The 26727-nt window shown below is 63.5% G+C and carries 25 protein-coding genes; 17 read left to right on the top strand and 8 right to left on the bottom strand.

Going from position 1 to position 26727, the window contains the following annotated elements:
* Window positions 1-320 precede the first annotated feature (320 nt).
* Window positions 321-629: a hypothetical protein gene (locus ACLFLU_RS25800; RefSeq protein WP_426414229.1), complete on the bottom strand. Its 309-nt coding sequence runs from the start codon at window positions 627-629 to the stop codon at window positions 321-323.
* On the opposite strand from ACLFLU_RS25800, the gene ACLFLU_RS25795 reads away from it, so the two are divergent.
* From ACLFLU_RS25795 to ACLFLU_RS25780, 4 genes are read left to right on the top strand one after another with little or no spacing between them, the layout of a single operon-like run.
* A complete protein-coding gene (locus tag ACLFLU_RS25795; protein WP_426407624.1) occupies window positions 540-2231 on the top strand; it encodes an NRAMP family divalent metal transporter in 1692 nt (563 codons plus the stop codon). The genes ACLFLU_RS25800 and ACLFLU_RS25795 overlap by 90 nt on opposite strands.
* Window positions 2232-2284: 53 nt before the next feature.
* Complete coding sequence (locus tag ACLFLU_RS25790) at window positions 2285-2473, top strand: hypothetical protein (protein ID WP_426407623.1); 189 nt, start codon at window positions 2285-2287, stop codon at window positions 2471-2473.
* A complete protein-coding gene (locus ACLFLU_RS25785; RefSeq protein WP_426407622.1) occupies window positions 2457-3158 on the top strand; it encodes an MgtC/SapB family protein in 702 nt (233 codons plus the stop codon). Before ACLFLU_RS25790 ends, ACLFLU_RS25785 begins: the two co-directional genes overlap by 17 nt.
* Window positions 3159-3197: 39 nt before the next feature.
* Window positions 3198-5198, top strand: a complete 2001-nt coding sequence (locus ACLFLU_RS25780) for a carbohydrate porin (protein ID WP_426407621.1) — start codon at window positions 3198-3200, stop codon at window positions 5196-5198.
* 4 nt (window positions 5199-5202) lie between these two features.
* Here the strand turns inward: ACLFLU_RS25780 and ACLFLU_RS25775 are convergent, their stop codons facing one another.
* The 4 genes from ACLFLU_RS25775 to ACLFLU_RS25760 are packed head-to-tail and all read right to left on the bottom strand — an operon-like array spanning window position 5203 to window position 10652.
* Entirely contained in the window at window positions 5203-5853 is a 651-nt protein-coding gene (locus ACLFLU_RS25775) for a hypothetical protein (protein ID WP_426407620.1), read from the bottom strand.
* Window positions 5850-8981, bottom strand: a complete 3132-nt coding sequence (locus ACLFLU_RS25770; protein ID WP_426407619.1) for an efflux RND transporter permease subunit — start codon at window positions 8979-8981, stop codon at window positions 5850-5852. Before ACLFLU_RS25770 ends, ACLFLU_RS25775 begins: the two co-directional genes overlap by 4 nt.
* Window positions 8978-10207 carry an efflux RND transporter periplasmic adaptor subunit gene (locus ACLFLU_RS25765; protein WP_426407618.1) on the bottom strand — a complete coding sequence of 410 codons (1230 nt, stop codon included), beginning with the start codon at window positions 10205-10207 and terminating at the stop codon, window positions 8978-8980. Before ACLFLU_RS25765 ends, ACLFLU_RS25770 begins: the two co-directional genes overlap by 4 nt.
* Complete coding sequence (locus ACLFLU_RS25760) at window positions 10173-10652, bottom strand: hypothetical protein (protein WP_426407617.1); 480 nt, start codon at window positions 10650-10652, stop codon at window positions 10173-10175. The genes ACLFLU_RS25765 and ACLFLU_RS25760 overlap by 35 nt, the downstream gene beginning before the upstream one ends.
* A gap of 280 nt (window positions 10653-10932) precedes the next feature.
* Here ACLFLU_RS25760 and ACLFLU_RS25755 point away from each other — a divergent pair, with 280 nt between their 5' ends.
* Window positions 10933-11796, top strand: coding sequence for a LysR family transcriptional regulator (locus ACLFLU_RS25755; RefSeq protein WP_426407616.1), 864 nt, complete (start codon window positions 10933-10935; stop codon window positions 11794-11796).
* Window positions 11797-11915: 119 nt separating this feature from the next.
* Here ACLFLU_RS25755 and ACLFLU_RS25750 read toward each other — a convergent pair whose 3' ends face one another.
* The 3 genes from ACLFLU_RS25750 to gspD form a co-directional block, all read right to left on the bottom strand.
* Entirely contained in the window at window positions 11916-12602 is a 687-nt protein-coding gene (locus tag ACLFLU_RS25750) for a Hint domain-containing protein (protein ID WP_426407615.1), read from the bottom strand.
* A 218-nt stretch (window positions 12603-12820) separates the two neighbouring features.
* Entirely contained in the window at window positions 12821-13318 is a 498-nt protein-coding gene (locus ACLFLU_RS25745; RefSeq protein ID WP_426407614.1) for a tetratricopeptide repeat protein, read from the bottom strand.
* A 12-nt stretch (window positions 13319-13330) separates the two neighbouring features.
* Complete coding sequence (gene gspD / locus ACLFLU_RS25740) at window positions 13331-15697, bottom strand: type II secretion system secretin GspD (protein WP_426407613.1); 2367 nt, start codon at window positions 15695-15697, stop codon at window positions 13331-13333.
* A 318-nt stretch (window positions 15698-16015) separates the two neighbouring features.
* Here gspD and ACLFLU_RS25735 point away from each other — a divergent pair, with 318 nt between their 5' ends.
* The 12 genes from ACLFLU_RS25735 (at window position 16016) to ACLFLU_RS25680 (ending at window position 26561) form a co-directional block, all read left to right on the top strand.
* Window positions 16016-17701, top strand: a complete 1686-nt coding sequence (locus ACLFLU_RS25735) for a GspE/PulE family protein (RefSeq protein ID WP_426407612.1) — start codon at window positions 16016-16018, stop codon at window positions 17699-17701.
* A 4-nt stretch (window positions 17702-17705) separates the two neighbouring features.
* Window positions 17706-18923 (top strand): type II secretion system F family protein, encoded by a 1218-nt coding sequence (locus ACLFLU_RS25730; RefSeq protein WP_426407611.1) that lies wholly within the window; start codon window positions 17706-17708, stop codon window positions 18921-18923.
* A 16-nt stretch (window positions 18924-18939) separates the two neighbouring features.
* Entirely contained in the window at window positions 18940-19410 is a 471-nt protein-coding gene (gene gspG, locus ACLFLU_RS25725; RefSeq protein WP_426407610.1) for a type II secretion system major pseudopilin GspG, read from the top strand.
* Between the two features lie 28 nt (window positions 19411-19438).
* The gene (locus ACLFLU_RS25720; RefSeq protein ID WP_426414078.1) at window positions 19439-19870 is read left to right on the top strand and encodes a pilus assembly FimT family protein; all 432 of its coding nucleotides are present in this window, start codon (window positions 19439-19441) and stop codon (window positions 19868-19870) included.
* A 13-nt stretch (window positions 19871-19883) separates the two neighbouring features.
* Window positions 19884-20243, top strand: a complete 360-nt coding sequence (locus tag ACLFLU_RS25715) for a hypothetical protein (protein WP_426407609.1) — start codon at window positions 19884-19886, stop codon at window positions 20241-20243.
* A complete protein-coding gene (locus ACLFLU_RS25710) occupies window positions 20240-20941 on the top strand; it encodes a PulJ/GspJ family protein (RefSeq protein ID WP_426407608.1) in 702 nt (233 codons plus the stop codon). Before ACLFLU_RS25715 ends, ACLFLU_RS25710 begins: the two co-directional genes overlap by 4 nt.
* 6 nt (window positions 20942-20947) lie before the next feature.
* On the top strand, window positions 20948-21874 hold the full coding sequence (locus ACLFLU_RS25705) for a general secretion pathway protein GspK (RefSeq protein ID WP_426407607.1): 927 nt from the start codon (window positions 20948-20950) through the stop codon (window positions 21872-21874).
* On the top strand, window positions 21871-22944 hold the full coding sequence (locus tag ACLFLU_RS25700) for a PilN domain-containing protein (protein WP_426407606.1): 1074 nt from the start codon (window positions 21871-21873) through the stop codon (window positions 22942-22944). The genes ACLFLU_RS25705 and ACLFLU_RS25700 overlap by 4 nt, the downstream gene beginning before the upstream one ends.
* Window positions 22941-23498: a type II secretion system protein GspM gene (gspM, locus tag ACLFLU_RS25695; protein ID WP_426407605.1), complete on the top strand. Its 558-nt coding sequence runs from the start codon at window positions 22941-22943 to the stop codon at window positions 23496-23498. Before ACLFLU_RS25700 ends, gspM begins: the two co-directional genes overlap by 4 nt.
* Before the next feature lie 139 nt (window positions 23499-23637).
* Window positions 23638-24414, top strand: coding sequence for a hypothetical protein (locus ACLFLU_RS25690; RefSeq protein WP_426407604.1), 777 nt, complete (start codon window positions 23638-23640; stop codon window positions 24412-24414).
* A gap of 135 nt (window positions 24415-24549) precedes the next feature.
* On the top strand, window positions 24550-24765 hold the full coding sequence (locus ACLFLU_RS25685; protein ID WP_426407603.1) for a hypothetical protein: 216 nt from the start codon (window positions 24550-24552) through the stop codon (window positions 24763-24765).
* 617 nt (window positions 24766-25382) lie between these two features.
* Window positions 25383-26561, top strand: coding sequence for a polysaccharide biosynthesis/export family protein (locus ACLFLU_RS25680; RefSeq protein WP_426407602.1), 1179 nt, complete (start codon window positions 25383-25385; stop codon window positions 26559-26561).
* Window positions 26562-26727 lie beyond the last annotated feature (166 nt).

Below are 26727 nucleotides of genomic sequence, written 5' to 3'. Positions count from 1 at the left end.
GTGCCGCGACGGGAGTCCCTTCGGGGAACAATCACACTGAGTTTCGCAAGGCCGTGATCCAATCCGGTCGAGGTGGCGTGGGCGTCTAGCTCCTCCGCTCACCTCGTGCCGTGGATTGCCGGCATCGAGGTGACTATCGGAGGCAGACGATGACCAACGCCGCTAAACTTTCTGATCTGAAATCTCCCGATTTGCAGGGCGACGGATCTCGCCAGGGCGATACACGACGTCGCCGTGGCAGCCTGCGCCAGAGCCGCACCTTGCGCGCGCAAGCCTCCGCATCGTCTCCGCGTGAGACGGAGAGCTCGGTGGTGCCGGATTCAGTTTCCGGCATTGCGGCACCAGGCCTGCAGCCGGTCTACCACCTCGTTGCGCTGTAGCATCGCGCCGGCATCGATCCGGCGGATGTGTGGATCGAGATGCGCTCCCGCGCCGACGCGCTCGGCATTGCCGAACAGCTCCCCAAAGCAAGCCGCGACGATCGACGTCGCCCGATCCAGAACGACAAGCCAGCAGCCAAAACTCAGCAGGTATAGACCATGACCGTCGTGAACGAAGCGAATGCGCAAGCGGCCGATTATGCAACAAGCACACAAACGATCCATGCCGCCGTATTGGACAGCGCCCATCTCGGCGACATCCACGGCGCCCTAGGCAGCATTGCGGAAGACGACTTCGCGCCGAGATCGAACTTGAGAGCGCGGCTGCAGACCCTGCTCGCCATTCTGGGACCTGGCCTCATCGTCATGGTCGGCGACAATGACGCTGGCGCTTTCGGTACCTATACGCAAGCCGGCCAGAACTACGGCACGACGCTGCTGTGGACGCTGGTGTTGCTGATCCCGGTTCTTTACGTCAATCAGGAGATGGTGCTGCGCCTCGGCGCGGTCACTGGCGTTGGCCATGCTCGGCTCATCTTTGAGCGCTTCGGCAGATTTTGGGGGGCGTTCAGCGTCATTGATCTGTTTATCCTCAACGCCCTGACGATTGTCACGGAATTCATCGGCATCACGCTGGCGCTCGACTATCTCGGAGTGCCGAAGCTGTGGGGTGTCGTGGCCGCCGCGGCGCTCGTCATGTTCGCGGCGAGCACCGGCAACTTCCGCCGCTTTGAGCGATTCGCTCTGATGCTTGTGCTGGGAAGCTTCCTGATCTTTCCGGTGTTGCTTTTCATCCACCCGCCGGCGGGTCAGATGATCCAGGACATGATGGTGCCGAAGATGCCGCAAGGGGCGGCGTTGAATGAGGTGATGCTGCTGATCATCGCGATCGTCGGCACCACCGTGGCGCCCTGGCAACTCTTCTTTCAACAGAGCTATGTCGTCGACAAAAGGATCACGCCGCGTTTCATCAGGTATGAGCGTGTCGATCTCATGATCGGAATCGCGATCGTGATCGCGGGCGCAATGGCGATCATGGCGTTCACGGCTCAGACGTTCGCCGGCCACCCCGAATTCGGGAATTTCGTCGATGCGGGCGCAGTATCGGCCGGTATGGAGAAGTATTTCGGGAAGGCTCCCGCGGTTTTCTTCGCGCTGGCGCTGCTCGATGCCTGCATCATCGGTGCATCCGCGGTCTCGCTGTCCACCGCCTATGCTCTCGGCGATGTATTCTCGTGGCGGCATTCCCTGCACCGCAAGCCGACCGAGGCGAAGGGATTCTATGCCATCTATTGCGGCCTCATCGTTCTCGCTGCCGTGCTCGTCCTCACGCCCGACGTCCAGCTTGGGCTACTGACCAGCGCCGTCCAGACACTTGCCGGCGTACTTCTGCCGGGCGCCACGGTGTTCCTGCTGCTGCTTTGCAACGACAAGGCGGTGCTCGGTCCATGGGTCAATTCACGTAAGCTGAATCTCTTCACCGGCGGCGTCGTTGCAGTGCTGGTGATGCTCTCGGTTATTCTCACCGGATCGGTGCTGTTTCCCGGCATTTCCGACACGGTGATCTTGAGCATCCTGATCGGGGGCAGTGCCGTCGGGATTGTGACCGCTCTTGGGGCCTCGTTTGCGCAGCGTCGCTTGAGGAGACCGGAGGCTGGAAACATCTGGTCGAAATCTTCGGACGTAAGCGTCGCCAATGACTCATGGCGCATGCCGCCTCTGGACCAGCTGCCGGCCGCCCGGCTTTCGCTTGCATCGCGTATCTGGATGATCGTGTTGCGCGGCTATCTCGTCATCGCCGGCGGTCTCGTTCTCTTTCGCATCTTCCAACTCGCGACGGGTGGGGCGTGATCAGGGCCGCCGTCGAAGGTGCGCGACGATGGGGGGCGATCGGATTATTCCGGTTGGCAAGCAGTATCTTGCACTACGCGATGATGCTGCACCGGCAGCGCAGGATCTCACGCAGCGATCTTCGGATCGCGTTGTCAGCAACGCGGATGCTGGAACGGGCTGGGGCATTGCTGGCTCTGGGCCGCCACTGGCGAAAGCGGCCAGAAGTCGAGAAGGATTTTCACTGTGAACGCATCGATTGATCATGCGTCTATCGGCCTCGCAGCGGCGACGCTGCTGGGCGCGAGCATCGGGTTCGAACGCCAATGGCGCCAACGAATGGCGGGCCTGCGGACCAACACGCTGGTCGCAATCGGCGCCGCGAGCTTTGTGATCTTCGCCGGTTTGTTTCCCGATGAAGGCAGTCCCACGCGGGTGGCGGCACAGGTTGTTTCCGGGATCGGCTTCCTGGGCGCGGGAATCATCTTTCGCGAGGGGCTTCATGTCACTGGCCTCAACACTGCGGCTACCTTGTGGTGCTCGGCGGCGGTGGGAATGCTCGCGGGCGCCGGGCATTCGCTGCATGCGGCGCTGGCGACCAGTTTTGTAATTCTCGTCAACCTGCTGTTGCGGCCGTTAGTCCGGCTTATCAACCGGCAGCCGATCACGCAGGCCGAAACCGACTTTCACTATCGCGTCCGCGTCGTCTGCCGGAGTCCGGAAGAGGCGCATGTCCGCGCATTGCTGTTGCAAAGCACCAGCAATGGTCAGCTCAGCCTGCGGCGGCTCGACAGCACCGACCTCGATGAGAGCGGCCGCGTCGAAGTCATTGCCCAGCTCTCGGCACCTTCGAAGAGCGACACCGTTCTCGAGCAAGTGGTTGGCCGTCTCAGTCTTGAAGCAACCGTTTCAGCCGCGAGCTGGAGCGTCGGACCAATCATTGAATAGCAGTCACCAACATAAGCGATCAGCGTAATGGGGAACGTGATGAAGCGGGTTAGCATAATTGGAAGCACTACATCGGCTGTTCTTGCGACTTGTTCTTTGGCGGCCGCGGCCGATCTGCCGGCGAGCATGCCGATCAAGGCGTCGGTTCCCGCCGGGCTCTACGATTGGAGCGGCTTTTATGTCGGAGGGCAGGTCGGCTACGGCGGAGGTAGTCTCGGTCCAGGCACCAATCCTGTTCCAGAACAAGCCGTATTCTTTCCCCACAGCCTCACGGGCATGATCGGCGGGTTTCAGGCAGGCTATAATCTTCAATTGCCAAATCGCGCAGTGCTCGGCGTGGAGTCGGATGTATGGTTCACCGGTCCCGTCGATCTTCCGAAGCTTGATTCCGCACCGTTCAATACGACCCTGGAATACACAGCGACGGCGCGGGGGCGGATCGGCTACGCATTCGGAACGTTGCTTCCTTATGTCACCGGCGGATTGGCGTGGGGCCACACCCGGGTCAATATCAACGCGGATGACGGCAGCCGGTTATCGTCAAGGTTGCTTCCACACGCCGGCTGGACGGCCGGCATTGGCGTTGAAATGGCCGTTGGCGGCAATTGGACCACAAAGATCGAATACGACTATATCGAGTTGGCGCGCCGGACGTATGGTCTCGGCGATGCAATGCTTCCGGATCTCAATGTCGATCCCAGGATTCACGCCATCAAGGTCGGGCTGAACTACAAGCTCGGAGACACGCCGTCCTTGGCTTCGTCCGCCACGTCGCTCATCGACGGGATGCAAGTCCCGGAATCGCCTGACTGGAATGTTCACGGGCAAACCACGTTCATTCAGCAAGCCTATCCGCGCATCCGCTCGCCCTACGAGGGCACCAACAGCCTTCCCGGAGGCGGCCAGGGGCGAGAGACTTTAACAGCGGACGCGTTTCTCGGATGGCGGTTGTGGAATGGCGGCGAGCTCTACTTCAATCCTGAACTGGCGCAGGGATTCGGCTTTAACACGACGCTCGGACTGGCAGGCTTTTCGAACGGAGAAGCACAAAAGGGCGGCACGGAATTTCCAAAATTCCGCCCGCAGCGCTATTTCATCCGCCAGACATTCGGCCTCGGCGGCGAGCAGGAAGAGGTTGCGGACGGCCCGCTACAACTCGCAGGCAAACGGGACATCGACCGCGTCACGCTGACGGTCGGGCGATTTGCCATCGGCGACTTTTTCGACGGCAATTCGTACGCGAAGGATCCGCGAGCGGATTTCATGAACTGGGCGATCTGGTCATCTGGCGCCTATGACTTTCCGGCTGATCTGCCGGGAATCACGCGCGGCGCGGTTATCGAACTCAATCGCAAGGATTGGGCGCTACGGGCTGGTGTGTTCCAGGTTCCCTCAGCACCCAACAGCGACGTTCTAACCTCGAAGGGCGGAGGCGCGGTCGTTGAACTGGAAGAGCGCTACGCGATCTCAGATCAACCCGGCAAGCTCCGGTTAGGTGTCTTTGGAAACCAGGGCAACACCGCGAGCTATCGCGAGGCGCTGACCATTGTGGCATCCGATCCTTCGCTCGACATCAATGCCACGGCGGCGGGTATCCGTCATACCCTGCCGAAATATGGCTTCTACGCCAACATGGAGCAGGCGATTAACACGGATATCGGCATCTTCGCCCGCGTAAGCTGGAACGATGGCCAGAACGAGATCCTGTCCTTCACCGACATCGATCGCAGCCTGTCTGGCGGTGTCTCAATCAAGGGTGTGTCTTGGGGGCGCCCGAGCGACACAATCGGGATTGGAGGTGCGATCAATGGACTTTCCACCGCGCATCGTGATTTCCTGGCAGCAGGCGGCAACGGTCTGCTGATCGGAGACGGCCGATTGAACTACCGCGATGAGAAGATCCTCGAGGCATACTATGCCTATAACCTCAGCAAATGGAGCACTCTGACGTTCGATTATCAGTTCATCGCTAACCCCGCCTACAATGCCGACCGCGGACCGGTTTCAGTATTTTCGGCGCGCGCGCACGCGGAGTTTTGAGGAATCAGGCAATTGATGTCAGCACGGTGTGTCCTCCGAGCGCGGCGACGGTCCCTAACAGAACGAACGCGGACCAGAACAATACCGGGCGCGGCATGCGCGTCCATGAATAGACTCCGATCGTCGCTGCGATGCCAAGCGCAATCGCTGCGATCGCCAGACGCTCCGACGGACCGCCGGGGTCGATGATCCAGTCCGCGCATGCGCTGGCGGCGGTTTGGGCCAGCAGTGCCGTGATCCAGAAGAAGCCGCGAACATTGGAGCGGTCCGTCGGGCCTGGCAGGTTTCCCGTGAGGCGATAGCAGATCACGAACGAGAAGGTCAGCAGGATGGCGATAAGCGGAATCGCGCCGATGTCGCCGCCTCCCATCGAGATGTCGGTCGTCTTTGCCAGCACTGCACCCAACAGGCTAAGCAGGAATGCGGCGGACCAGAAGATTGTCCGCGGAAGCCGCCGAATCGTTCCTTGCAGGATCGACATCGCAAGGAAGCACAGCATCAGTGCGGCGATGACTCTTCCCGAACGGTGAAGGTAGATATGACTGAGTGCACGACCAGCGACCTCGCCCGCCATGGCCGCGAGAAACCAGTTGATCCAGAAGGTGGCCGAAAACTCCGGAACGATGCTGCTGTCGACTGACGGTGCGGTGCTCATCCTGCAAGCTCCGGTTTGACGGCGGGAAGGGGAGAGCGATGTGTCGCGCGTTTACGTGCGAACCAGTCGCTGACGTTCTGGAGGTAGATGTAGACCACAGGCGTCGTGAACAGCGTCAATAGCTGCGAAACGATCAGGCCGCCGACGATCGCGAAGCCAAGCGGTTGCCGCAATTCCGATCCGGTCCCCGTGCCGATCATCAGCGGAACGCCGCCGAGCATCGCGCACATGGTGGTCATCAGGATCGGACGGAATCTGGCCTTGCAGGCCTCGAGCGCGGACTGTTCGGCCGAAAGCCCCCGATGGCGCTCGGCTTGAAGGGCGAAATCGATCAGCATGATGCCGTTCTTTTGCACGAGGCCGATCAGGAGAATGATCCCGATCAGCCCGATGACGTCGAGCCCGAGGCCGAACGTCCAGAGCGCCATGAGCGCACCGAGCCCGGCCGACGGCAGCGTCGACAGGATCGTGATCGGATGGATCATGCTTTCATAGAGCATGCCGAGGATCAGATAGACTGCGACAATCGCTGCCAGGATCAGGACGGGCGTGGAGGCGAGGGCAGACTGGAAGGCCTGGGCGTTGCCCTGGAAGCTCGTCGCAATGGTCGAAGGCATGTGCAGCGCGGCCGCCTCCTGTTGTACGGCGGCGACCGCCGTGCCGACGGCCGTGCCGGGCGACAGGTTGAAGCTCAGCGTGACCGACGGAAACTGGTTCTGATGGTTCACCGCCAGTGCCGCCGAGCCATATTCGAGGGTCGTGAACTGACCGAGCGGCACCATCGATCCGTTCGACGAGCGGACGTAAATGCGATTCAGCGCGTAGGGGCCGGTCTGGAACGACGGATCGACCTCGAGAATCACGTAGTAGGTGTTCAGCGTGGTGAAGAGCTGGGCGACGTGACGCTGGCCGAACGCGTCGTACAGCGTGTTGTCCACCGCAGCCGGGTCGATGCCGAGGCGGGAGGCCGCATCGCGGTCGATCTTGAGCTTGAGTTGACGCGCGGCATTGGCCTGGTCGCTGGCGACGTCGGCGAGCTCCGGTCGCTTTTTCAGCTTCTCGAACAGCTTTCCGGCCCAGCTGTTCAGCTCGTCCTGGTTCACATCCGTAAGCGTGAACTGGTACTGGGTCTTGGACAGGCGGCTGGCGAGATTGATGTCCTGCGTCGCCTGCATGAACACGGCGATCCCCTGGAGCTTGGCGAGCTTGGTATCGAGCTGCCGGATCACCTCGTCGGCGCTATACTGGCGCTCGTTCCGCGGCTTCAACAGCACGAACAGACGGCCGTTATTCTCGGTCACCGTAGGTCCTCCCGGGCCGATATAGCCCGTGGCGTTGGCGACCGAAGGGTCCTTTGCGATCACGTCGATCACGCCCCGTTGCAGCTCCGCCATCTGCGTCGGTGAGACGTCGGCCGAAGCTTCCGTGATGCCGGTGATCATGCCGGTGTCCTGCTGGGGAAAGAATCCTTTGGGAATGCCTACGAACAGCACGCCCGTTGCCACAATGCTCGCAAGCATGACCGCCAGCGTCGCGAGCTTGAAGCGCAACGCAACGGACAGAACAGCCTCGTAGCCGCGCTGGATCGCCACGAATCCGCGCTCCAGCGTCCGCGATACCAGGCCAGGACCCGTGCCGTGGTCGGAGAGCAGGTAAGCGCACATCATCGGTGTCAGCGTTACCGAGACGATGACGGAGACGGCAATCGCAACGCACACGGTGACCGCGAACTCCTGGAACATCCGTCCGATCACGCCGCCCATCAGGAGCAGGGGAATGAACACCGCAACCAGCGACACCGAAATCGATATGATGGTGAACGAGATCTCACCGGCGCCCTTCAGCGCGGCCTCTAGCGGCGACAATCCTTCTTCGATGTGCCGCGAGATGTTCTCGATCATGACGATGGCATCGTCCACGACGAAGCCGACCGCGATCGAAAGCCCCATCAGCGAGAGATTGTCGAGGCTGTAGTTCAGGAGATACATCACGCCGAACGTGCCGATCAGCGAGATCGGCACTGAAATGGCGGGAATGACGGTCGCCCAGAAATTGCGCAGGAACAGGAAAATGACGCCGACCACGAGTGCGATGGTGAGGAGCAGCGTGAACTGCACGTCGGCGACACTGGCGCGGATCGTCTGCGTCCGGTCCGATGCGATCGTGACCTTGACATCGGAGGGCAGACCCGCGACCAGCTGCGGCAGCAGCTTCTTGATGGCGTCCACCGTGCTGATCACGTTGGCGCCAGGCTGGCGCTGAATGGCGAGGACCACCGACGGCTTGTCGTTGTACCAGCCGTGCAGCGTCAAATCCTCCGCGGCGACTTCGGCATGGCCGATGTCGCGTAGCCGCACCGGCGCGCCGTTCCGATAGGCCACGATCAGATCTTCATAGCCCTTGGCGGTCAGCACCTGGTCATTGGTCGCGAGCGTGTAAGCCTGTTGATTGCCGTAGAGTACGCCCTTGGGCTGGTTGACGGTGACGTTGCCGAGCGTCGCGCGCAATTGCTCGAGATCGATGCCGGCCGCGGCGAGCTTTGCCGGATTGACCTGAACGCGGATCGAGGGTTTTTGCATGCCGCCGATCGTGACCAATGACACGCCCGGCACCTGCGACAGCTTTTGCGCAAGGATGCTGTCGGCATAGTCGTCGACCTTGGTGAGCGGTTCGGTGTCCGACGTCAGTGCGATCAGGAGCACCGGTACATCGGCCGGATTGACCTTCCGGAAGATCGGCGGCGACGGCATGGTTTTTGGCAATTGCCCGGCCGCCGCATTGATCGCGGCCTGCACGTCCTGCGCGGCTGCATCGGTGCCGCGGTTCAGCGCGAATTGCAGGGTGATCTCGGTGTTGCCGAAGCCGCTCGACGAGGTCATGGCGGTCAGGCCCGCGATCTGCCCGAACTGACGCTCCAATGGCGTGGCCACCGACGAGCCCATGGTCTGCGGATCGGCGCCGGGCAGCTGCGCGGTGACCTGAATTGTCGGTGTGTCCACCGTCGGCAGGGCCGAAACGGGCAAGCGGAAGAAGGCGACCAGGCCGATCAGCGTGATGCCGATCGCGAGGAAGGCCGTGGCGACGGGTTTGCGAATGAAGCCTTGGGAGATTCCTTGGGAGATGCTCATGGCAGCATGCCTGCGCTTGCGGTGGTGGCGTTCTGAACCATGTCCTTGCGATCGTTGGGGACGACCTCGACCGATGTCCCGGGATTCAGCCGGTACTGACCGGCGGTGACAACGGTTTCGTCGCCCGACAGGCCCTGGTCGATCAGCACCTTGTCTTCGCGGGACTGGCCGGCCTTGACGTCGCGCGCGCTCACGACATGGTTCGCGTCGACGACGTAGACGTAAGGGCCGCTTGGTCCCTGCTGAACCGCCGTCAGCGGCACGGTGACTGCGTCATGGCGGATCGCGACGGTGAGGTGGATGTTGACGAACGATCCCGGCCAGAGGTTTTTCCCTTCATTCGGAAAGGACGCCTTCAGCCGCACCGTGCCGGTCGATGCGTCCACCTGATTGTCGATCAGCATCAAATTGCCATGGTCGAGCTTGCGGGTGTTGGCCGCGTCATAGGCGTCGACGGACGCCACGCCGTATGCGATCGCTTTCTGCACCTCGGGAATGTCGGTCGAGGGCAAAGTGAAGATGATCGAGATCGGCTTGAGCTGCGTGAGGATCACCAGTCCGGTCGCGTCGGTCGGATGCACGATATTGCCGGGATCGATGCGGCGGATGCCGGTGATCCCGTCGAAGGGCGCGGTGATCGTGGTGTAGCTCAATTGGGTTTGCGCAGCTTCCAGCGCCGCCTTGTCGAGCGCGACCGTGCCTTGGTCCTGCGCCACCTGGGAATCCTGGGTATCGAGCAATTGCTGGGTCGCGAATCCGCGCGCGGCAAGCGGCTGCGTCCGCGCGAGGTTGACTTGCGCGTTCTTCAAGCCGGCCTGATCACGGGCGAGGGCGGCCTCCGCCTGGTCGACCTGCGCCTCGAATACGCGCGGATCGATTTTCGCCAGCACGTCGCCGCGTTTCACCTCCTGCCCCTCGACGAAATCGACGCTGTCGAGCGTGCCCTGGACCTGGGTGTGGATGGTCGCGGTGTTGATCGGCGTCACGGTGCCGAGCCCTTCGAGCACGATGGGCACGTCGCCCTTGTGCGCATGCGCGGCCGTCACCGGAACGGGCGGAACAGCCGCGGCTGCGGTGGTGGGCTTGGCCGCATGGCTCGGTGCGACGCCGTGCAGGACATACGCGCCGGCTCCGGCTCCGATCAGGAGAGCCGTGCCAACGAGAAGAAAGGTCTTTCTGGATAGCATCGCTTCACGCTCCATGATGGCGGTTTTGGCGGCTGGCATTTGCGACCAGCTCCAGGACGAAGGTTTCGGCTGCGCTCGCCGCAGCACGCAGGTCGTTCGCCGCAAGCGCATCGAACCCGATGATCCGCGTGTCGACATAGCTGGCACTTAGCGCGGTGATGAGATCGGCCGGCGCGTCCGGGCGATCCTGATGCCGTACGACGAGCCGAATGGCGGCGGCGGTAGGCAGGATAGGAAACGGCAGCGGCGCGCGGGAAGCAGCAATCGCAAGCAGGCCGGCACAGTCGATGGCCCCTTGCAGCACGAGTTCGAGCGCGGCGCGCGCCGTGTTGCCCTCTGCGAGCAGGATCAGCCGGTGCGGATCGACGTTCTGCCGAGCGATCTGCGTGGCGAGGCTGCGCAAAACCTCTTCGGAACTGCCACGGCCGACGGAAACGGCGGACCATACAGCGAGCGGCGTCAGCCGGCGCCAGCGACGCAGCATCTCGGGCGTGGCGACCAGCAGGGCATCTGACCCGGCAACGATGGCGACAACGACCTTTGCGGCGGTGCGCTCCGGCTGCGTGGCGGTTCCGTATGGCGAGTGTACTGGCATGACTTGAAGTTGGACGTGGCGGGTCTATTATTCAAATGAATTGACATAATTCCCCAATTCATACTGTGCATCGAAGCCCAAGAATCGAGCCCAAGAATCGAGCCCGAGAATCGAAGCCCAAGAATCGAAGCCCATGAGACTCCGCAACCTCGATCTCAATCTGCTCCTGGTGTTCGACGCGGTGCTGCGCGAGCGTAGCGTGGTGCGCGCCGCCGACAGCCTCGCCATCAGCCAGCCGGCCGTCAGTCACGCGCTCAACCGGCTGCGTCATGCATTGAAAGACAAGCTGTTCATCCGCACACCCGCGGGAATGAGCCCGACCCCGAGAGCCGAGCAGCTCGCGCTTCCCGTTCGCAAGGCGCTCAACGAGCTGCAACTCGCGGTCGAAGGTGACACCTTCGACCCCTCGACGGCGGACCGGCGCTTCACGATTGCGGTGAATAATTATGCAGCCGTGGTCGCGGTGGGGCCGATCCTGGCCGCGGTGCGCGCGCAAGCACCGGCTGTGCGACTGTCACTCGTGCCCAGCGGGACCCTGAATCTCACGGATCGACTGGACCGCGGCGAGCTCGATCTTGCGGTGTCGGGCCGGGCCATCGATGGAGAGCGGTTCGCCTCGCAACAGCTCATCGAGGATCGTTTCGTGGCGGTGCTCCGGAGCGGCCATCCCGCTCTACGAAAGAGGTTGACGGCGGCCTCGCTTGCCGAGCTGCGGCATCTGGGGATCAGCTCGAGCGGGGAGAATTTGGAGTTTGTGGATGCGTTCTTGAAGGCGCGGAAGGGCGCCCGCTTTGTCGCCTCGGAAGTGCCCTATCTCTCCGCAGGGGCGGTTCTGGTGCAGTCAAACCTGGTCGCCATTCTCGGACGGAAGCTGGCGATCGAGTTCCGCCGCGCCTATCCGATCGAGATCAGGGAGCTGCCGTTCGAAGCGCCGGCTCTGCACAGCACGATGAGCTGGCATCGGCGCTTTGACGATGTCCCCGCCCACCGATGGCTGCGCAGTACGATCATCGGAACTGCCACCACCTTATGAGCGATGTGGCGAACGCAAGCCGATCCTGCGCCAGATCTGGGTCGCCTGGCCGCGCTTTGGTGCGATCCGTCCACAGGCTATCCACAGGATTGTCCCCAGCTTAGCGCACCACGCGGCTGCTAGTCGACGAGAGCGTCTGCCCGGGCATTAAGTCGGCTGCGGACGAGGTCCAGTTGCCGTTCCGCCTGCGACGGCGAGAGCAGGCCTTTGACCTCAGCTACGATTTGGGACCGCAGGCCATTGCCAACGATCGGTGCGCAGTGCTCGTCCTGCGTTTCTCCGTGCTTGCGCAGATAAAGCGACGAATTGCTCATCGTTTCGTCGACGCGCAGCAGAGATTCGCAAGGCGCGCCTTCCGCATAGATCACGTCGTGGCTAGCAAGCTTCACATGATAGAATTCCAGCTCGTCATGCTGGTCGGCCGCGTCGGGGGAGATCGTGGTGCCGTTGATCAAATGTTCGGCCGGAATCAGCACGCCGTCGATGAAGAGGGCATGCCCGCGCGTGACGAACAGGTCGGCAGAGGGGACGTTCGGAGCCAGCGCCGAGCGCGCGATCCGGACGGGACGCGCATCGTCCACCCAGGGCTTGCGCCGGTCGCTCCTTGTCCGCCGCATGCGTCCGATCCATTCGATGGGACGCAGGCCGCCGAACACGGTCGGGATCATCTCGCCGATGCGGAGATCCTCGATTTTGCGCTCGCCGGTTGCGGTCGAGATCCGCGTGCCCTTCAGAAAACAATTGGTGTGACGATAAGCGTGCGCGCTTCCGACGCTCGCGATTGTGGCCGCCGCGGCGACGATCATGCGCCGGGTCACGGCCTTCGACTGGATCTTCGCTTGATTTGGCTCGGACATTCTCTGACTCGGAGATTAGGCCGCCTCATCCGGACGGAGTCGGCATGGTGCTTACTAACGTTACTACCGCTCAATTATGTTATTTAAATGTTATCTATACGAACGCACATGCGAGGTAAACCCCTCAGGCCCCTCCGCGGCTGCGACATGGTCGCGCTCGCGAAGTCTCAGAACGGCGAGTCCTCGGGCCATCGCAGCGCGTGCCATTGGCCGGCTGCGATCTGGCCGCGGCTCATTTTCGAGGCTACCGCATTGCGCAGCTTGGCGAAATTTTCGCGCGTACGCTTCGGCGCGTTCGCTGCGGCGAGGTTGAGCCATTTGTAGGCGGCCACGTCGTCCTGCGGGACACCCTGGCCCTTGTCGTAGGCGAGGCCGAGCAGATATTGCGCGGTGGTATCGCCCTGTTCGGCTGCGAGCCGGTACCAATAGCCTGCGGCTTCATAGGCCTGGGGAAGTCCTTGGCCGGTCGCATACATGAAGCCGATCAAGGCCTGGGCGCGGGCATTGCCGCGCTCGGCCAGCGGCAACAACAGGCGTGCGGCGGTGTTGTAGTTGTTGCGGGAGAATGCCGCGCTCCCGGCGCCGAGCGCATCCGCGCGAGCAGGGCCGGAAACGGTGAGGCCCAGAACAGTCGCGAGGACGAGAAGTCTGGCTGACTTGGTCATCTGGTCCAGCGCTCAGCGGTAGGTGGTCGGGCCGGTCTGCTTCGGTCCGATCGCGCTGATCGTCCCGCGCAGCTTGGTGCGCAGCTCCTCGGCGACGAAATGTGCATCCGCACCGTCGCGGATGATCTGCGGGCGGATGAAGATGATCAGTTCGGTGCGTTTGACCTGCTTGTCGGTCTGCCCGAACACGGCTTCGCCGATCACGGGAATCTGGTCGAGGCCCGGGATGCCCGCGCGGGATTTGGTCTGGCTGTCGCTGATCAGGCCGGCCAGCAGCACGGTCTGGCCGCTGGCGACCGCAACCGAGCTGCGCACCTTGCGGGTCGACACGGTCGGGGTCAGCGTGTTGGTCGAGGTCGAGGAGGAGGTCGACGACGTCGAGGCCGCCACGGGATTGGAGATCTCCTGCTCGACGTCGAGCCTGACGTTGCCGTTGGCGTTGATCCGCGGCACCACGCGCAGGATGATGCCGGTGCTGCGATAGTCGGTGGTGTTGGCGATGGTGTTGCTGCCGGTCAGCACGGTCGCGCTTCCGGTCTGGATCGGGATCTCGTCGCCGACCTGGAGCGTGGCGATCTGGTTGTCGATCACGACGACGGAGGGATTCGACAGCACCTTGACGTCGGTGATCGAATGCAATGCGTTGAGCACGGCCCGCGGCGTGGAGGCGCTGCCGACGAGGAAGTTGAAGCCGGGGATGGCGCGCTGGAGCGCGACATCGGCCGCCGCTGCGATGACCGCGGATGCGCCGTTATAGCCGACCGAACCGGTGTCGGGCTTGAGCCCGAGATCGCGGCTCATGATGTAGGACTGGACGCCGTATTGCAGGTCGTCCGTCAGCGTTACCTCGGCGATCGTGGCATCGATCGCGACCTGAAGCTGCGGCTGATCGACTTCCTTGATCGTCTGTTCGATGGTGCGATACTGTTCCTGGCTCGCATAGATCAGCAGCGTGTTGTTGACGCTGTCCGCGGTGATGCGCACGCCATCGAGAACGCCGGCGCCGCCGGGGCCGGATCGTCCGCCGCCCTGGCCCGAGGCGGAGTTGTCGAACAGCCCACCGCCGCCCTGGGCGGTGGAGTTCGAGCCATAGCTGCCCTGATTGCTGGACGACGCGTCTGCCGTGGTCGCGCTGCCGCCGCCGCTTCGACCGCTCGATCCAAAACCTCCGGAGCCGGATTGACCGGTGGGGGAAGCCGACAGACGATTGAGCGCGGAGCCGCCGCTCGAGCTCGCCGACATGCCGGAGCCCGGCGCGACCTGTCCAGCCGCACTATCCAACGGGGAGGACGAGGAGCTGGATGAGCCGCTGCCGCCGAACACGTCGTTCAGCACCCGCGCGATCTGCTTGGCATCGCCGAATTTCACGCGATAGACGTGGACCGCCGATCGTCCGGTATTGGTGGTGTCCAGGCGGTGAATCCAGGTCTCGACGCGGCTCAGCAATTCCGGCTTCCGCGTCACCGCGAGCACGGCGTTCATGCGGGCGATCGACTGGAACTTGATGACGCCCTGCGTCATGCCGCCTTCGCCGGAGTCCACGATCTTGTCGAGCTCGGCAATGATCGGTCCCGGATTGCTGTTCTGCACCGGAAAGATGCCGACGGACTGTCCCTTCAGGAAGTCCGCGTCGAAGGACAGCACGAGGTCGACCGCGTTACGTCGCTCGCTTCCGGTGCCCTGGATCAGGATGAGATTTCGGCTGGTGTCGGCGCGGATCATGCCTTGCTTTGTGGCAAAGCTGTCGACGAGCTTGATGACCGTCTGTGCGGAGACATATTGAAGCGGCACGAAGGTGATACCGTAGCCGGGCGTCATGCGGTCTGCCGCGTCCGCCGAGCCGACCCCAACCGCGTCGGACTGCGGCATCAACCGGTAACCGGTGTCGTCGCGCACCAGCGCAACGCCGACCAGGCGAAGCGCGTTCTCGAGCGCGAATGCGACGTCCGTCTTGGGGATCGGCCGGCCCGACGACAGGCTGATATTGCCCTGGACGCGCGGGTCGATGACGTAGCCGACGCCCAGAATGTCGCCGAGCACGATCTTGGCGACAGAGGCAATGGGCGAATTATCGAAATTCAGCTCGAACCGGTCCGCGCTCGTCGTGGCCGCCTGCGCCGATACGGCAGTCGGCGTATCGTCGCCGGGGTCGGCGGCGTAGATTGCGGTCTTGGCCTTGGGGCCGGTGCTGAGCTGCCGTTGCGGCAACTGGTTCGGGAAGCGCGGCAACAGGTCGATCGAGCGGACCTTGTCGAAGACGTCCGGGTCCTTGTTGGCGTCGGCCTCGGCGATGTTGCCTACCGTGTTGCACGATCCGAGCGACACGCAGATCAGCGCGCACTGGAGGACCAAGCCGATCCGGAATGCTGTTCGGCTCACTGTCGACCTCACTCACGCGCCGCCCGTTGCCGCCGCTCGTGGCGGGTCGGGCCGAATGGCGTTTGCTTAACGCTCTCCTGTGACAGTCATGTGTTATCAATGTTGCTATTGACGTGAATGCGTGTGATCAAAAATGTTACTTCACTGCGGGGCGAGGCAAATCGCGCTGGAATATCAACGTCCTTGATCGTCGTCTGGCTGTAACGTGTCGAGGCCGCGAGGGCGGACCGTCGCGGCGTCACATTTCCATCCGGACAAGTAAGGTAAACGGCGCGCTCGCTGCTTTAGGCGGCTGTCAGAGTTTTCCGGTACACGTTCATGGCTTCCCCGAATGCGCACGAGTTCGCAGCTCGTTTCAGCCAGAAGGCCGGCCTGAAGGCGGACGCGGACAAGCTCGGCAGGCTGAACGGGTCCGGTCCCGCCGAGGGCGGCTTGCGCAAGTTGTGGGAAATGAGCGAATTGTCGGCCAGCGAGTTTGCCGACGAGGTCGCGCTGTTTTTCGAGCTGCCGCGGATGACGCTTCAGGAAATGATGGCGGCGGAATCCCGGGTGGCACAGTTCTCACGCCGGTTCCTGCGCGAGATGGCAGTGTTTCCGTGCCATCCGGCCGGTGGCTCGCCGGTGCTCGTGCTGGCCGACCCGACCGACCGCGCGTCGATCCAGGCGGCGGGGATCGTGCTGGGCACGGCACCCATAATTAAAGTGGCCTCGTTCGAGGACATCGGCACCGTTCTCGACCAGCGGCTCGGCGAGGAGGAGATCGCCAGCGCCGACAACGCCGTCAGTGCCGCGGTGCAGGACGACGACATTGACAATCTGCGCGACCTCGCCAGCGGAGCTCCCGTCGTCCGCGCCGTCAACGACCTGTTCGAGACGGCCGTGGAGCTGCGCGCCAGCGACATCCACATCGAGCCCGGTCGCTCGCAGCTCACTGTACGCATGCGCGTCGACGGTCTGTTGCGTAACGTAGCGACGCCGAGTGGGGTGCCGCCGGCCGCGGTGATCTCCCGCATCAAGATCCTGGCGGGGCTCAACATTGCCGAGCGCCGTCTACCGCAGGACGGCGGCGCGCGGGTGCGCGCTGCGCGGTCGGAGATCGACGTGCGCGTCGCGATCATGCCGACGCAGCATGGCGAGTCCGCTGTGATCCGCCTGCTGCCACGCGACCGCGCGCTGCTGTCGATCGACAAGCTCGGCTTCCTCGCGAGCGATCAGGCTAAATTGCGTCGCATGCTCGCCTTGCCGCACGGCATGATCATCGTCACCGGTCCGACCGGCAGCGGCAAAACAACAACGCTCGCGACCGTGCTGTCGCTGCTCAACGAGCCGACCCGGAAGATCCTGACCATTGAGGATCCCGTCGAATATGAGATCCCCGGCATCTCGCAGTCCCAAGCCAAGCCGTCGATAGGCCTGACCTTTGCGACCGCGCTGCGCTCCTTCGTGCGCCAGGACCCTGATGTTATCATGGTCGGCGAGGTCCGTGACTCCGAGACGGCCCATGTCGCCATCCACGCCGCGCTCACCGGCCATTTGGTGCTGACCACGCTGCACACCGAGACCGCGGCAGCCGCTGTCCCGCGTCTGCTCGATCTCGGTGTCGAGGCGTTCCTGCTGCGCTCGACGTTGCGCGCTGTGATCGCGCAACGCCTGGTGCGCCAGCTCTGCGACCGCTGCAAGACCAGCCGGCCGCTAACCCATGCCGACGTCGAGGCCGATCCGCGCTACACGGCGGTGGGTCTTTCCGTCGGCAACGTCATCTTCGAACCGGCCGGCTGCGAGCGTTGCGGCGGCGTCGGCTATCGCGGCCGTATCGGGGTGTTCGAGGTGCTGGAGATGAACGAAGAGGTCCGTGCGCTGGTCGAGGAGCAGTCTGACTGGGAATCTATCGACAAGGTCGCCATCCGCAACGGCATGACGACGATGATCGAGGACGGTCTTGCCAAATGCCTGTCGGGCATGACGTCGGCGGCGGAGATCCTTCGCGTGACCACCGTACGGTAACGAGATGCCGAACTTCCGCTATCGCGCGCTGACACAGAAAGGCGAAGTCGTTTCCGGCTCGATCACCGCGGCTGATCTGGCTGAAGTCGCCCAGCGTATCGAATATCTGGGGCTGGTCGCAATCGATGCGGGTCCCGAGGAGGAGGCCAAGGGCTGGTCGCTTTCGCTGGCCTCGCTGTCGCTGTCAAAGCCGGGGCCGGCCGACGTCACCATCTTCACACGCGATCTTGCCTTGTTGTTGAAAGCGGGCGCGCGCCTCAACGATGCGCTTGAGTTGCTCGCCAACGACATGGATGTCGGCCGGCTGCGTCCGGTCATCAACGACATCAAGAATGCGATCATGTCCGGCGAGAGCTTTGCCGAGGCGCTCGGGCGCGAGCCGGCGCTGTTTCCGGCGATGTATGTCGCCCTTGTCCGGGTCGGGGAGATGTCCGGCGGGCTCGATCACATCCTGGAGACGATCGGGATCGAGCGCACGCGCGCCGAGGCCTTGCGTCGCAAGGTGACCGGGGCGCTGCAATATCCGGCGTTCGTGCTGCTCGCGGCCGGGGGCGTGCTGATCTTCTTCGTCACGTTCGTGCTGCCGCAATTCTCCGCGGTGCTGCGCGACTTCAACGCGAAGACGGACCCGGTCATCGAGGTTTTCCTTGCACTGTCTGACGTGCTGCGCGGCCACGGCCTGGAGGTCGGCGCCGTGGTCGGCATCGTCGTCATCGGCGGCTGGCTCGCCTGGCGCAGGCCCGCGGTGCGTGCGAGCGTCGTGACGCAGCTGGCGCGGCTTCCCGTGATCTCGACGGTGGTGGAATTCCATCGCGCCGCGCTGTTCTCGCGCAATCTCGGCATCCTGCTCGGCAGCGGCGTGACGCTCACGGCTACACTGCGCATCCTGATCGACATCATGACGGCCACCGGCGATGCGCCGGCCTGGGCGGCGATGGCCGACCGCGTGCGCCATGGCGGCAGGCTTGCCGAAGCGCTGACTGCCTCGGCCGTTTTGCCGCCGGTCGCGGTGCGCATGTTGCGGCTCGGCGAGGAGACCGGCCAACTGCCGACGCTGTCGGGCCGGGTCGCGGAATTTTACGAGGAGAAGCTGCAACGCCAGCTCGATCGCGTCGTGGCCATCATTGGCCCTGCGGCGATCATCCTCATCAGCGTCGTCGTCGGCGGATTGATCGTTTCGGTCATGACAGCGCTGCTGTCGGTCACGCAAGTTGTCGGATGAACAAGGGAGAGCACGCATGATCCGCTTTTCGAGGAGGAGCCTGTTCGCTCCGCCGCGGCGGCGTCGGCGCCGTCGCGGTGAGGAGGGTTTTACGCTGGTCGAGATGCTGGTCGTGATCACCATCATCGGCATGATCATGGCGCTGGTCGGCCCGCGCGTGCTGAACTATCTCAGCGAGTCCCGCGTGAAGGCGGCAAAAATCCAGATCCAGAGTTTTGGCAGCGCGCTCGACCTGTTTTACCTCGACGCCGGCCGCTTTCCGACGAGCTCGGAAGGATTGGCAGCGCTCGCACGTCCGGTCAGCGGCGTGACGTCCTGGAATGGGCCCTATGTAAAGGGCGGCAGCGTTCCCAACGATCCATGGGGCAATCCTTATGTCTACAAGCAGCCCGGGGAGAAGGATCCTTACGAAATCCGTTCGCTCGGTTCGGATGGCCAGGAAGGCGGGACCGGAACGGCGGGCGATATCACCTCGGCCGCGAAGTAGCGGCGAGGCGGGCTTCACGCTGCTGGAGATGGTCTGCGTGCTCGCGATCATGGCGCTGCTCGTTGCCATTTCGCTGCCACGTATGCCGATATCGACGTCGCGGCCGAAGCTCGAAGCCTATGCGATCCAGATCGCCACCTTGCTCAAGGCTGATCGCAACGCGGCGCTGGGGCGACGGCTCGCGGTCGGCGCCGTTGTCGACGCACCTGGACGATCCATCAGGGCCGGTTCGAGCGCGCGCTTCGTCAGGGTGCCCGACGACGTCGAGTTCGATGCGCTCCTGCCGCAGCGTTGCAATGGGCGGGACGTGCCGTCGACCATCACGTTTCTGCCGAGCGGGATGTCCTGCGGCGGAGCGATACGGCTGACGCGGTTCGGCAGCGGGTTCGATGTGCGGGTGAACTGGTTGACGGGAGGGGTAGACATTGTCGCGCAGGATATCGTCCAGGCGTCACAGTGAAGCCGGATTCACGATGATCGAGGCGGTGGTCGCACTGGCGCTGGTGTCGATCGTGCTCGCCGCGATCGGTTCACTCGTCGCCAGGAACGTGCGAGGCGCGCAGCAGCTCGAGCAGCATACCGCATTGATGCAGACGGCGCGGCTGATCGCATCCCGCCTGCCGCAGGGCGGTCAACCGCTTCCGACCGAGCTTGCGGGCAGGGAGGCCGGCTATCGCTGGCAGATGCGGATCTCGCCGTTCGTGGATGACGAGACGGCGGTGGCGGATTCGCCGTTCATCCCGCGCCGCATCGAGCTGCGTGTGCAATCGCCGACCGGTGCGATCGTCTCGCTCGAGACCGTGCGCCTGCAATACCGCGAGGAACGCCAATGAGGCGGCTCCGGCACGGGGTGTGGAGATCGACTGCCGGCTTCACCATGTTCGAGGCCCTCGTCGCCATTGCGCTGATGGGATTGGTCCTCGGCGCGCTGGCGAGCGTGACCGGAGAGTGGTTGCCCCCCTGGAGCCGAGGGTTGGTCCAGGTCCAACGCAACGAGCAGGTCACGATCGCGCTTGATCGCCTGGCGGCCGACTTATCCGCGGCCGAGTTCGTCATGCCTAACCGGGCGAGCACCGCTGCGCTGTTCCGCGGCGATCAATCGTCGGTCATCTTCGTGCGCTCGGCGCTCGGTCCCAACAATCGTGCGGGGCTGGAGATCGTGCGGATTGCGGAAGTGACTGATCGCGCCGGGCGGGCGCTGGTGCGGAGCCGCGCGCCCTTCGTTCTGCTTCCAACCGGGGACCCCGCGGTCGATCCGATCCCGTTTGCGGATCCGGTCGTGCTGCTGCGCGGCCCGCTTCGTATCACGTTTGCCTTTGCCGGCCCGCGCGGCGGGTGGACCGGCAATTGGCCCAACTGGGCGAGCCTGCCTGCCGTGGTCCGCTTCGATCTCCACGACGCCGAAGGCAAGGTTGTGCTGTCGACCGCGACGCGGGTCCGTGCCGACACGGGGCCGCCGCAATCCGAGCAGGCCAACGACGCGCCGCCGCCAGACATCCAGGCACGCAACAACAACGGGACCGGGGGTTAGGTGATTATGACCTTTCCGAAGGCAGGCGGTTCGCGCGCAGGCGAGCGCGGATTCATCGTGGTTGCAGCGCTGTGGATGCTTGCCGCGCTGGCCGCACTTACCCTGGTGGGCTCGGTGTACATGACCCAATCGGCCATCGCGCTCTCGGCCTTCGATGCGACGACGCAGCTTCAGATGGTCGAGACGGCCGGCATCGAGATGGCGGTCTACCAGCTGTCCGGCGCAGCACCAGGCGCGCGCCCGAGCCATGGCAGTCTTGCATTCAGGCTGTCGAATGCGCGGGTGGCGGTCGAGTACCAGTCGGAGGCCGCGCGCATCAATCTCAACATGGCGCCACGATCCATGATCGCCGGCCTGTTCACGGCCCTCGGCGTCGAGTCCGATACTGCGAGCCAGCTCGCCGACAGGGTGGTGGCATGGCGGAGCACGCCGCGATCGAATGCGCAGGATGACGAGAGCTCTCTTTATATATCCGCGGGCCTGAACTATCTGCCGCGCCGCGCGCCCTTCAACAGCGTCGACGAGCTGTCGCTCGTGGTCGGCATGCCGGCGGCGCTGGCGGAGCGGGCGCGGCCCTTCCTGACGCTGTACAGCGGCATCGCCGGGATCAACGTGTTGGAAGCGGCGCCCCAGGTCATGGCCGCGCTGCCCGACATGACATCGGTGAAGCTCGATGCATTCCTGAACCAGCGAGACTCGCTGCCGTCAAACGATCCGGAGTTCGTCCTCGGCATCCTCGGCGGCAGAACGCCGGGTGCGACGGTCGCCGGCAGCGATGCCTACCGCATCCGCATGCGTGTCGTCCTTGCCGACGGAAGGGACAGCCGGTCGGAAGGCGTCATCATGCTTCCCGTAACCGGGGTGAAGACTGCCTATCGGGTGTTCACCTGGCGGGACGAGGTCGATTCATCGACAGGAGCGGCGCAGAGATGAGCATAGTGAGTGATATGACGGCCGCGCTGTCCTTGTGGATCGACACCGTCACCGGCGTCGTGAGCACCCGGCTTGCACACGTGAAGCCGGTTCGCCGGATCGAGGTCGCCGAGGATGAGACCGGCGTCTTCGCGATGCGCCTAGCGCCTACAACGAAAACCGCGGACGGCGATCTCGTTCCCTGTCGCGTGGATGTGGCCGATGGAGCGATCGCCAACGAGCTTTCTCCGCAATGGACGGCGGCGGTTCGCGGCGGCATGGTCGAATTGCTGCTCCATCCGTCCCGCTTTGTCTTTCGCCCTATCGAGCTGCCTGGTCGTGCCGCCGAGTTCCTTGACGGGATCATTCGGGCGCAGATCGATCGCATCACGCCCTGGTCTGCGAGCGATGCGCTGTTTCACTGGACCCCGCCACATGACATTGGCGGTGATCGCATCGAAACCACCGTGGTTACGACAGGGCGCGCGGCTGCGGCCTCGTTGGCACAGGCGTTTTCCGATCTCGGCGCCGCCGGTGTCGAGATCTCGACGGTGACGCCCGATCATGGACGGATCGTCGTGCTGGATCAGCGCGGCAGCAAGCAGGCGGAAAATCGCAGGCTGCGCACCGGGCTGGTCGCGGCGCTCGCGTCGACCGGCCTGCTCGCGATGCTGTCGCTCGGTTTCGGCGGGTTTGTCGCCGATTCTTACGATGCGCAGCAGCAGCAGATCCAGCAGCGGATTTCGGAGCGGCGCGCGATCATGCGGGGCAATCAGCCCGGCTCGGGCGGCAGCCCGCTCGAGCTATTGATCCGCCGCAAGCAGAGCACCGCCGCCAGCGTGATCATCATCGATGCGCTGTCGGCGTTGCTGCCCCAGGACACCTATGCGACCGAAGTCCGGATCGAGGGCGACAAACTGCAGATCGTCGGTGTCACCCGCGATGCGCCGTCGCTGATTTCGATCCTCGAGCAGTCGCCGCACTTTTCCAGTGCGGGCTTTTTCGCGCCGACGACACACGCCGCCAGCGAGCCCGGCGAACGTTTTCACATCGAAACCAAGCTCAAGCCATATTTTGGGTCCGGCACATGATCAGCATGCAGAGGGTCGAGGCTCTTCTCAAACGGTTTCCGATCGCGGCAGCCGCCGCCTATGTCGCGCTGATCGCGCTATTTCTGTTTGCGACGGTCGGCACGACGCTCGATATATTGGAACGGCGCGGCGCGGTGGGGGCGGCCTCCGAGATCCTCGACCGCCTCGAGGCGCGGGGCCCGGAGCGTGCGCCTGCCGCGCGGGCCAACGTCACCGTCCCGCCTGGCTCACCTTTCCTCGAGGGGGGCAACGCCTCGCTCGCCGGCGCCGCGCTGCTCCAGCGCGTCGCGGCCGCGACCAAGCGGGTGAACGGCAATACGCTGTCGTCGCAGGTCGATTTGCTCGGACCGAAATCCAAGGCGGGTTTCATCACGGCGACATCAAGCTTCGAGATTGATCCTGTCCAACTGCAGCCGCTTCTGTACGACCTCGAGGCCGGCATGCCGTTTCTGTTCGTCGACGAGTTGGTCATCCAGGCGCCTTCGGCATCGACGCAGGGTGGCAAGCTGCGCGTCGTGCTTGGCGTGTCCGGGCAGCGGCAAAGTCAGAAGTAGAGCGCGCGACCTGCACGGCGTTGCGATCATGTCACACTTGATCGAAGCGCCACGATAGCATTAATATCATTTCGTCACATTTCCGAGAGATCCGAACGTTATTGCTCACCCTCATGTCGATCCGGGGAAATGCGTGGGAATGCGCGCTCTTGCACTGCTGATTGGTTCGTTGCTGATCGGCAATGCCGAGGCGCTTGCCGCGAACACGCCGCTGACTGTGGATGCGCAGACGATCGATCCCGGCGGCGGTGATTTGTTTGCACCGAGGCAAGCGGATCCGGCGCCGGTTGCGGCCGCGCCGCCCGTCGTGACGCCGGCCACGGTGCCACCGGTTGCGGCTACGACCGCGCCGCCGGTCGAGCGCATCACGAGCGGCAACCCGCTCTGGTCAATTCCCATGGTGCGTTTGTCAGCGACCCGCGATCAGCCGTTGTTCGCGCCTTCGCGGCGGCCTGCGCCGCGCCCGGAGCTGCTGGCGCGGCCCGCTCCGGCGGTGGTTGCTGCGCCACCGCCGCCACCGGAGCCGGAGAAGCCGCAGCTCTCGTTGCTAGGCACCGTTGCCGGATCGGGTGAAAGGATCGGATTGTTCATCGACTCTACCAGCAAGGCGGTGCTGCGGCTGAAGCGGGGCGAGAACCATCAGGGATGGACATTGCGCGATGTGCGGCCCCGTCAGGTTGAACTGGCGAAGGGGCTGGACAATACCGTTCTCGAGATGCCATCTCCCGACATGAAGCCGGGACCACCCGCGGCGCTCGCTCCGGCGCCGCCACCGCCGCCGCCGGCCGCGCTCGCCGCCAGTGCGAAGGCGCCCGGCGTGCTTCCAACGCTGACCAATGCGAACGTGCAGCGCGGACCGCAGCCGGTCCAGCCGGCGAATTTCGTGAACCCGTTCGCACAGCAGAGGCCGCGCTAATCGGGTGGGCCAATTCGCATCGATGGGCTCACCGCGCATCCTCTCGTGATCTGCAAACGATAATTGCGCCGATCACGATGGCGCTGCGGCCGTCACGGGCGATCGGGAACATGACAGCCATACCGCGAACGAAGGATGTCGAGCGGTCGCTATCTCCTTGCGTTCGAAGTCCGCGACAAATCAATCGAATTGGCGCCGTTGCCACGCAATGACCGCTTTTCGTCCAACATAACGATCGCTTTTCTTCGCAAATCTGAAATTGTTTTTAATATCGGTCACAGCAACGATAAGAAACATTCTTACAAGAATGGCAAACAGGCGTCGCTTGGCAGTGGGCTGCTGTTCTTGTGAACGCTCGAAGGCGAGCGTGTGTTTTTTTTGTTTTGGGGGTTGAAATGCGCGCGACAAATGCGTTCGATCTGGCTTGTCTCAAGTCCGCGCCGCACGATTCAAACGAGAACGTATACAATCTCGGCTTGAAGCAAGACGAAACGAGCCGGCTTCGCCGCATCGAAGACCTCAAGCGCGAGAATGCACTCCTGATACGAATGGTCGAGGAAACGCAACTTGAAGTAGTTCGCCTGCGCAAGCTGCTGTCATCGACGTGAAGATCGCGGCGCGTTGCCGCCAGGCGACGCGCATCTCGCCTTGCGCATGAGCCGCCGCCATGATCGGAATGGCTGGCCGCTAAGCTGATCGGAACGATCTGACGCTTGCAATCGGCGGGTGCGGATAGCGCCGTCGCTTCGCCCTGCTTCCGCCAATCTCCGTTTCACGGCGACGTCCTGAACGTCATCCGACCCATTCTCCGAGCAACATCGCGCGCCTTGTTTTCGTAGTCGCCGCAGCAGCGGCGTCTATGGAGCAGGAACCACATGCTGATCCGCGGTTGGTCGCGGAGAATGTGCAGGCGCACGCCGCGCTGTGCAGGCTTTGCGAGCGGTATGTGAGCTGAGTGCGAAACGATCATGCGATTGAGAAACTATCTGGCGATCGCATGCTCTCTGGCCTGCTCCTTTTTGCTCGGTGGCTGCGGGTTCATCTCGATGTCGGGGCCGGCGAGCGTCGACGTCAAGGCCGAGAATACGACCGTCCTGCCGTTTGCCCTCGTCAAGCTCACACCCGACATCGTCCGCCAGCTCGAAAAGTTCGAGCCCAACGGAATGCCGGGCGCGTTGGCCGATAGCCGTCCACCGTCCAGCATCCGCTTCGGCATCGGTGACATCGTCAGCGTCACGATCTTCGAGGCCTCGGCGGGCGGCTTGTATGTCCCGATCGAAGCCGGAGTGCGGCCGGGCAACTTCGTGAGCCTGCCTGACCAGGCCGTCGACAACGACGGAAACATCACGGTGCCCTATGCCGGCAGGATCCGCGCCGCGGGCCGCACCAACGTTCAGATCCAGGATGACATCCTGGCGCAAATCAAGAAGCGTGCGATCGATCCGCAGGTCGTCGTCACATCCAGCCAGCAGCGCTCGTCGCTCGTCAGTGTGTTCGGCGAAGTCAGAACGCCGGTGCGCTTCCCGATGCCGGCTGCCGGCGCGCAGGACAGGATCACCGACGCGATCACGCGCGCCGGCGGCATCAGCGGCGCCGGCTGGGAGACCTGGGTGGTTCTTGAGCGCGCCGGCAAGCGCGCCACCCTGCCATTCGGAAATCTGGTCTACTTCCCGGCGAGCAATGTATTCGTGCAGCCGGGGGATCGGCTCTATCTCTACCGCGAGCCGATGAAGTTCATCGCATTCGGTGCAACCGGCCAGCAGGGCGAGTTCAACTTCGACGCATGGCGCATCAACCTCACGCAAGCCGTTGCGAAGGCCGGGGGATTGCTTGACCTGCAAGCCGATCCGGCCTCGGTGTTTCTCTATCGCCGCGAGCCGCGCGACGTCGCAAAGCAGCTCGGTGTCGATTGTTCGAAATACGAGGGCGACACCGTTCCCGTTATCTTCAACGTCAATTTCCAGGACCCGGCGGGCTATTTCGTCGCCACGAAGATGCAGATGCGGCCGTTCGACGTGCTCTATGCGGCTAATGCGCCACAGGTCGACATTACCAAGGTCCTGAACTTCATCAACACGGCCGTCGTGACGGCCGACGACGGGGTGACCCTCGTCAACGACCTCAAGGTGGTTCGAAGCAGGCTCTGAGAAGGCGAGGGCGGCTGGTTCCGGCAGGATAGCAGGCGCGCCTTTCTCAAATCGGGACGCGTCAGTCCTGGGGAGTTATGTTAGCATGAGAGTCTCATACCGGATTTGGTGTTCGGAAATGATATCATCGCGCGGGTTCCCGGGATAAGGCGCGCTGGTTAGGGGA

This window comes from Bradyrhizobium ganzhouense (assembly GCF_049949285.1).
Lineage (GTDB): Bacteria > Pseudomonadota > Alphaproteobacteria > Rhizobiales > Xanthobacteraceae > Bradyrhizobium > Bradyrhizobium ganzhouense.
Note: the sequence above shows the minus strand (reverse complement) of the source record. Positions and strands in the feature narration are given on the sequence as shown.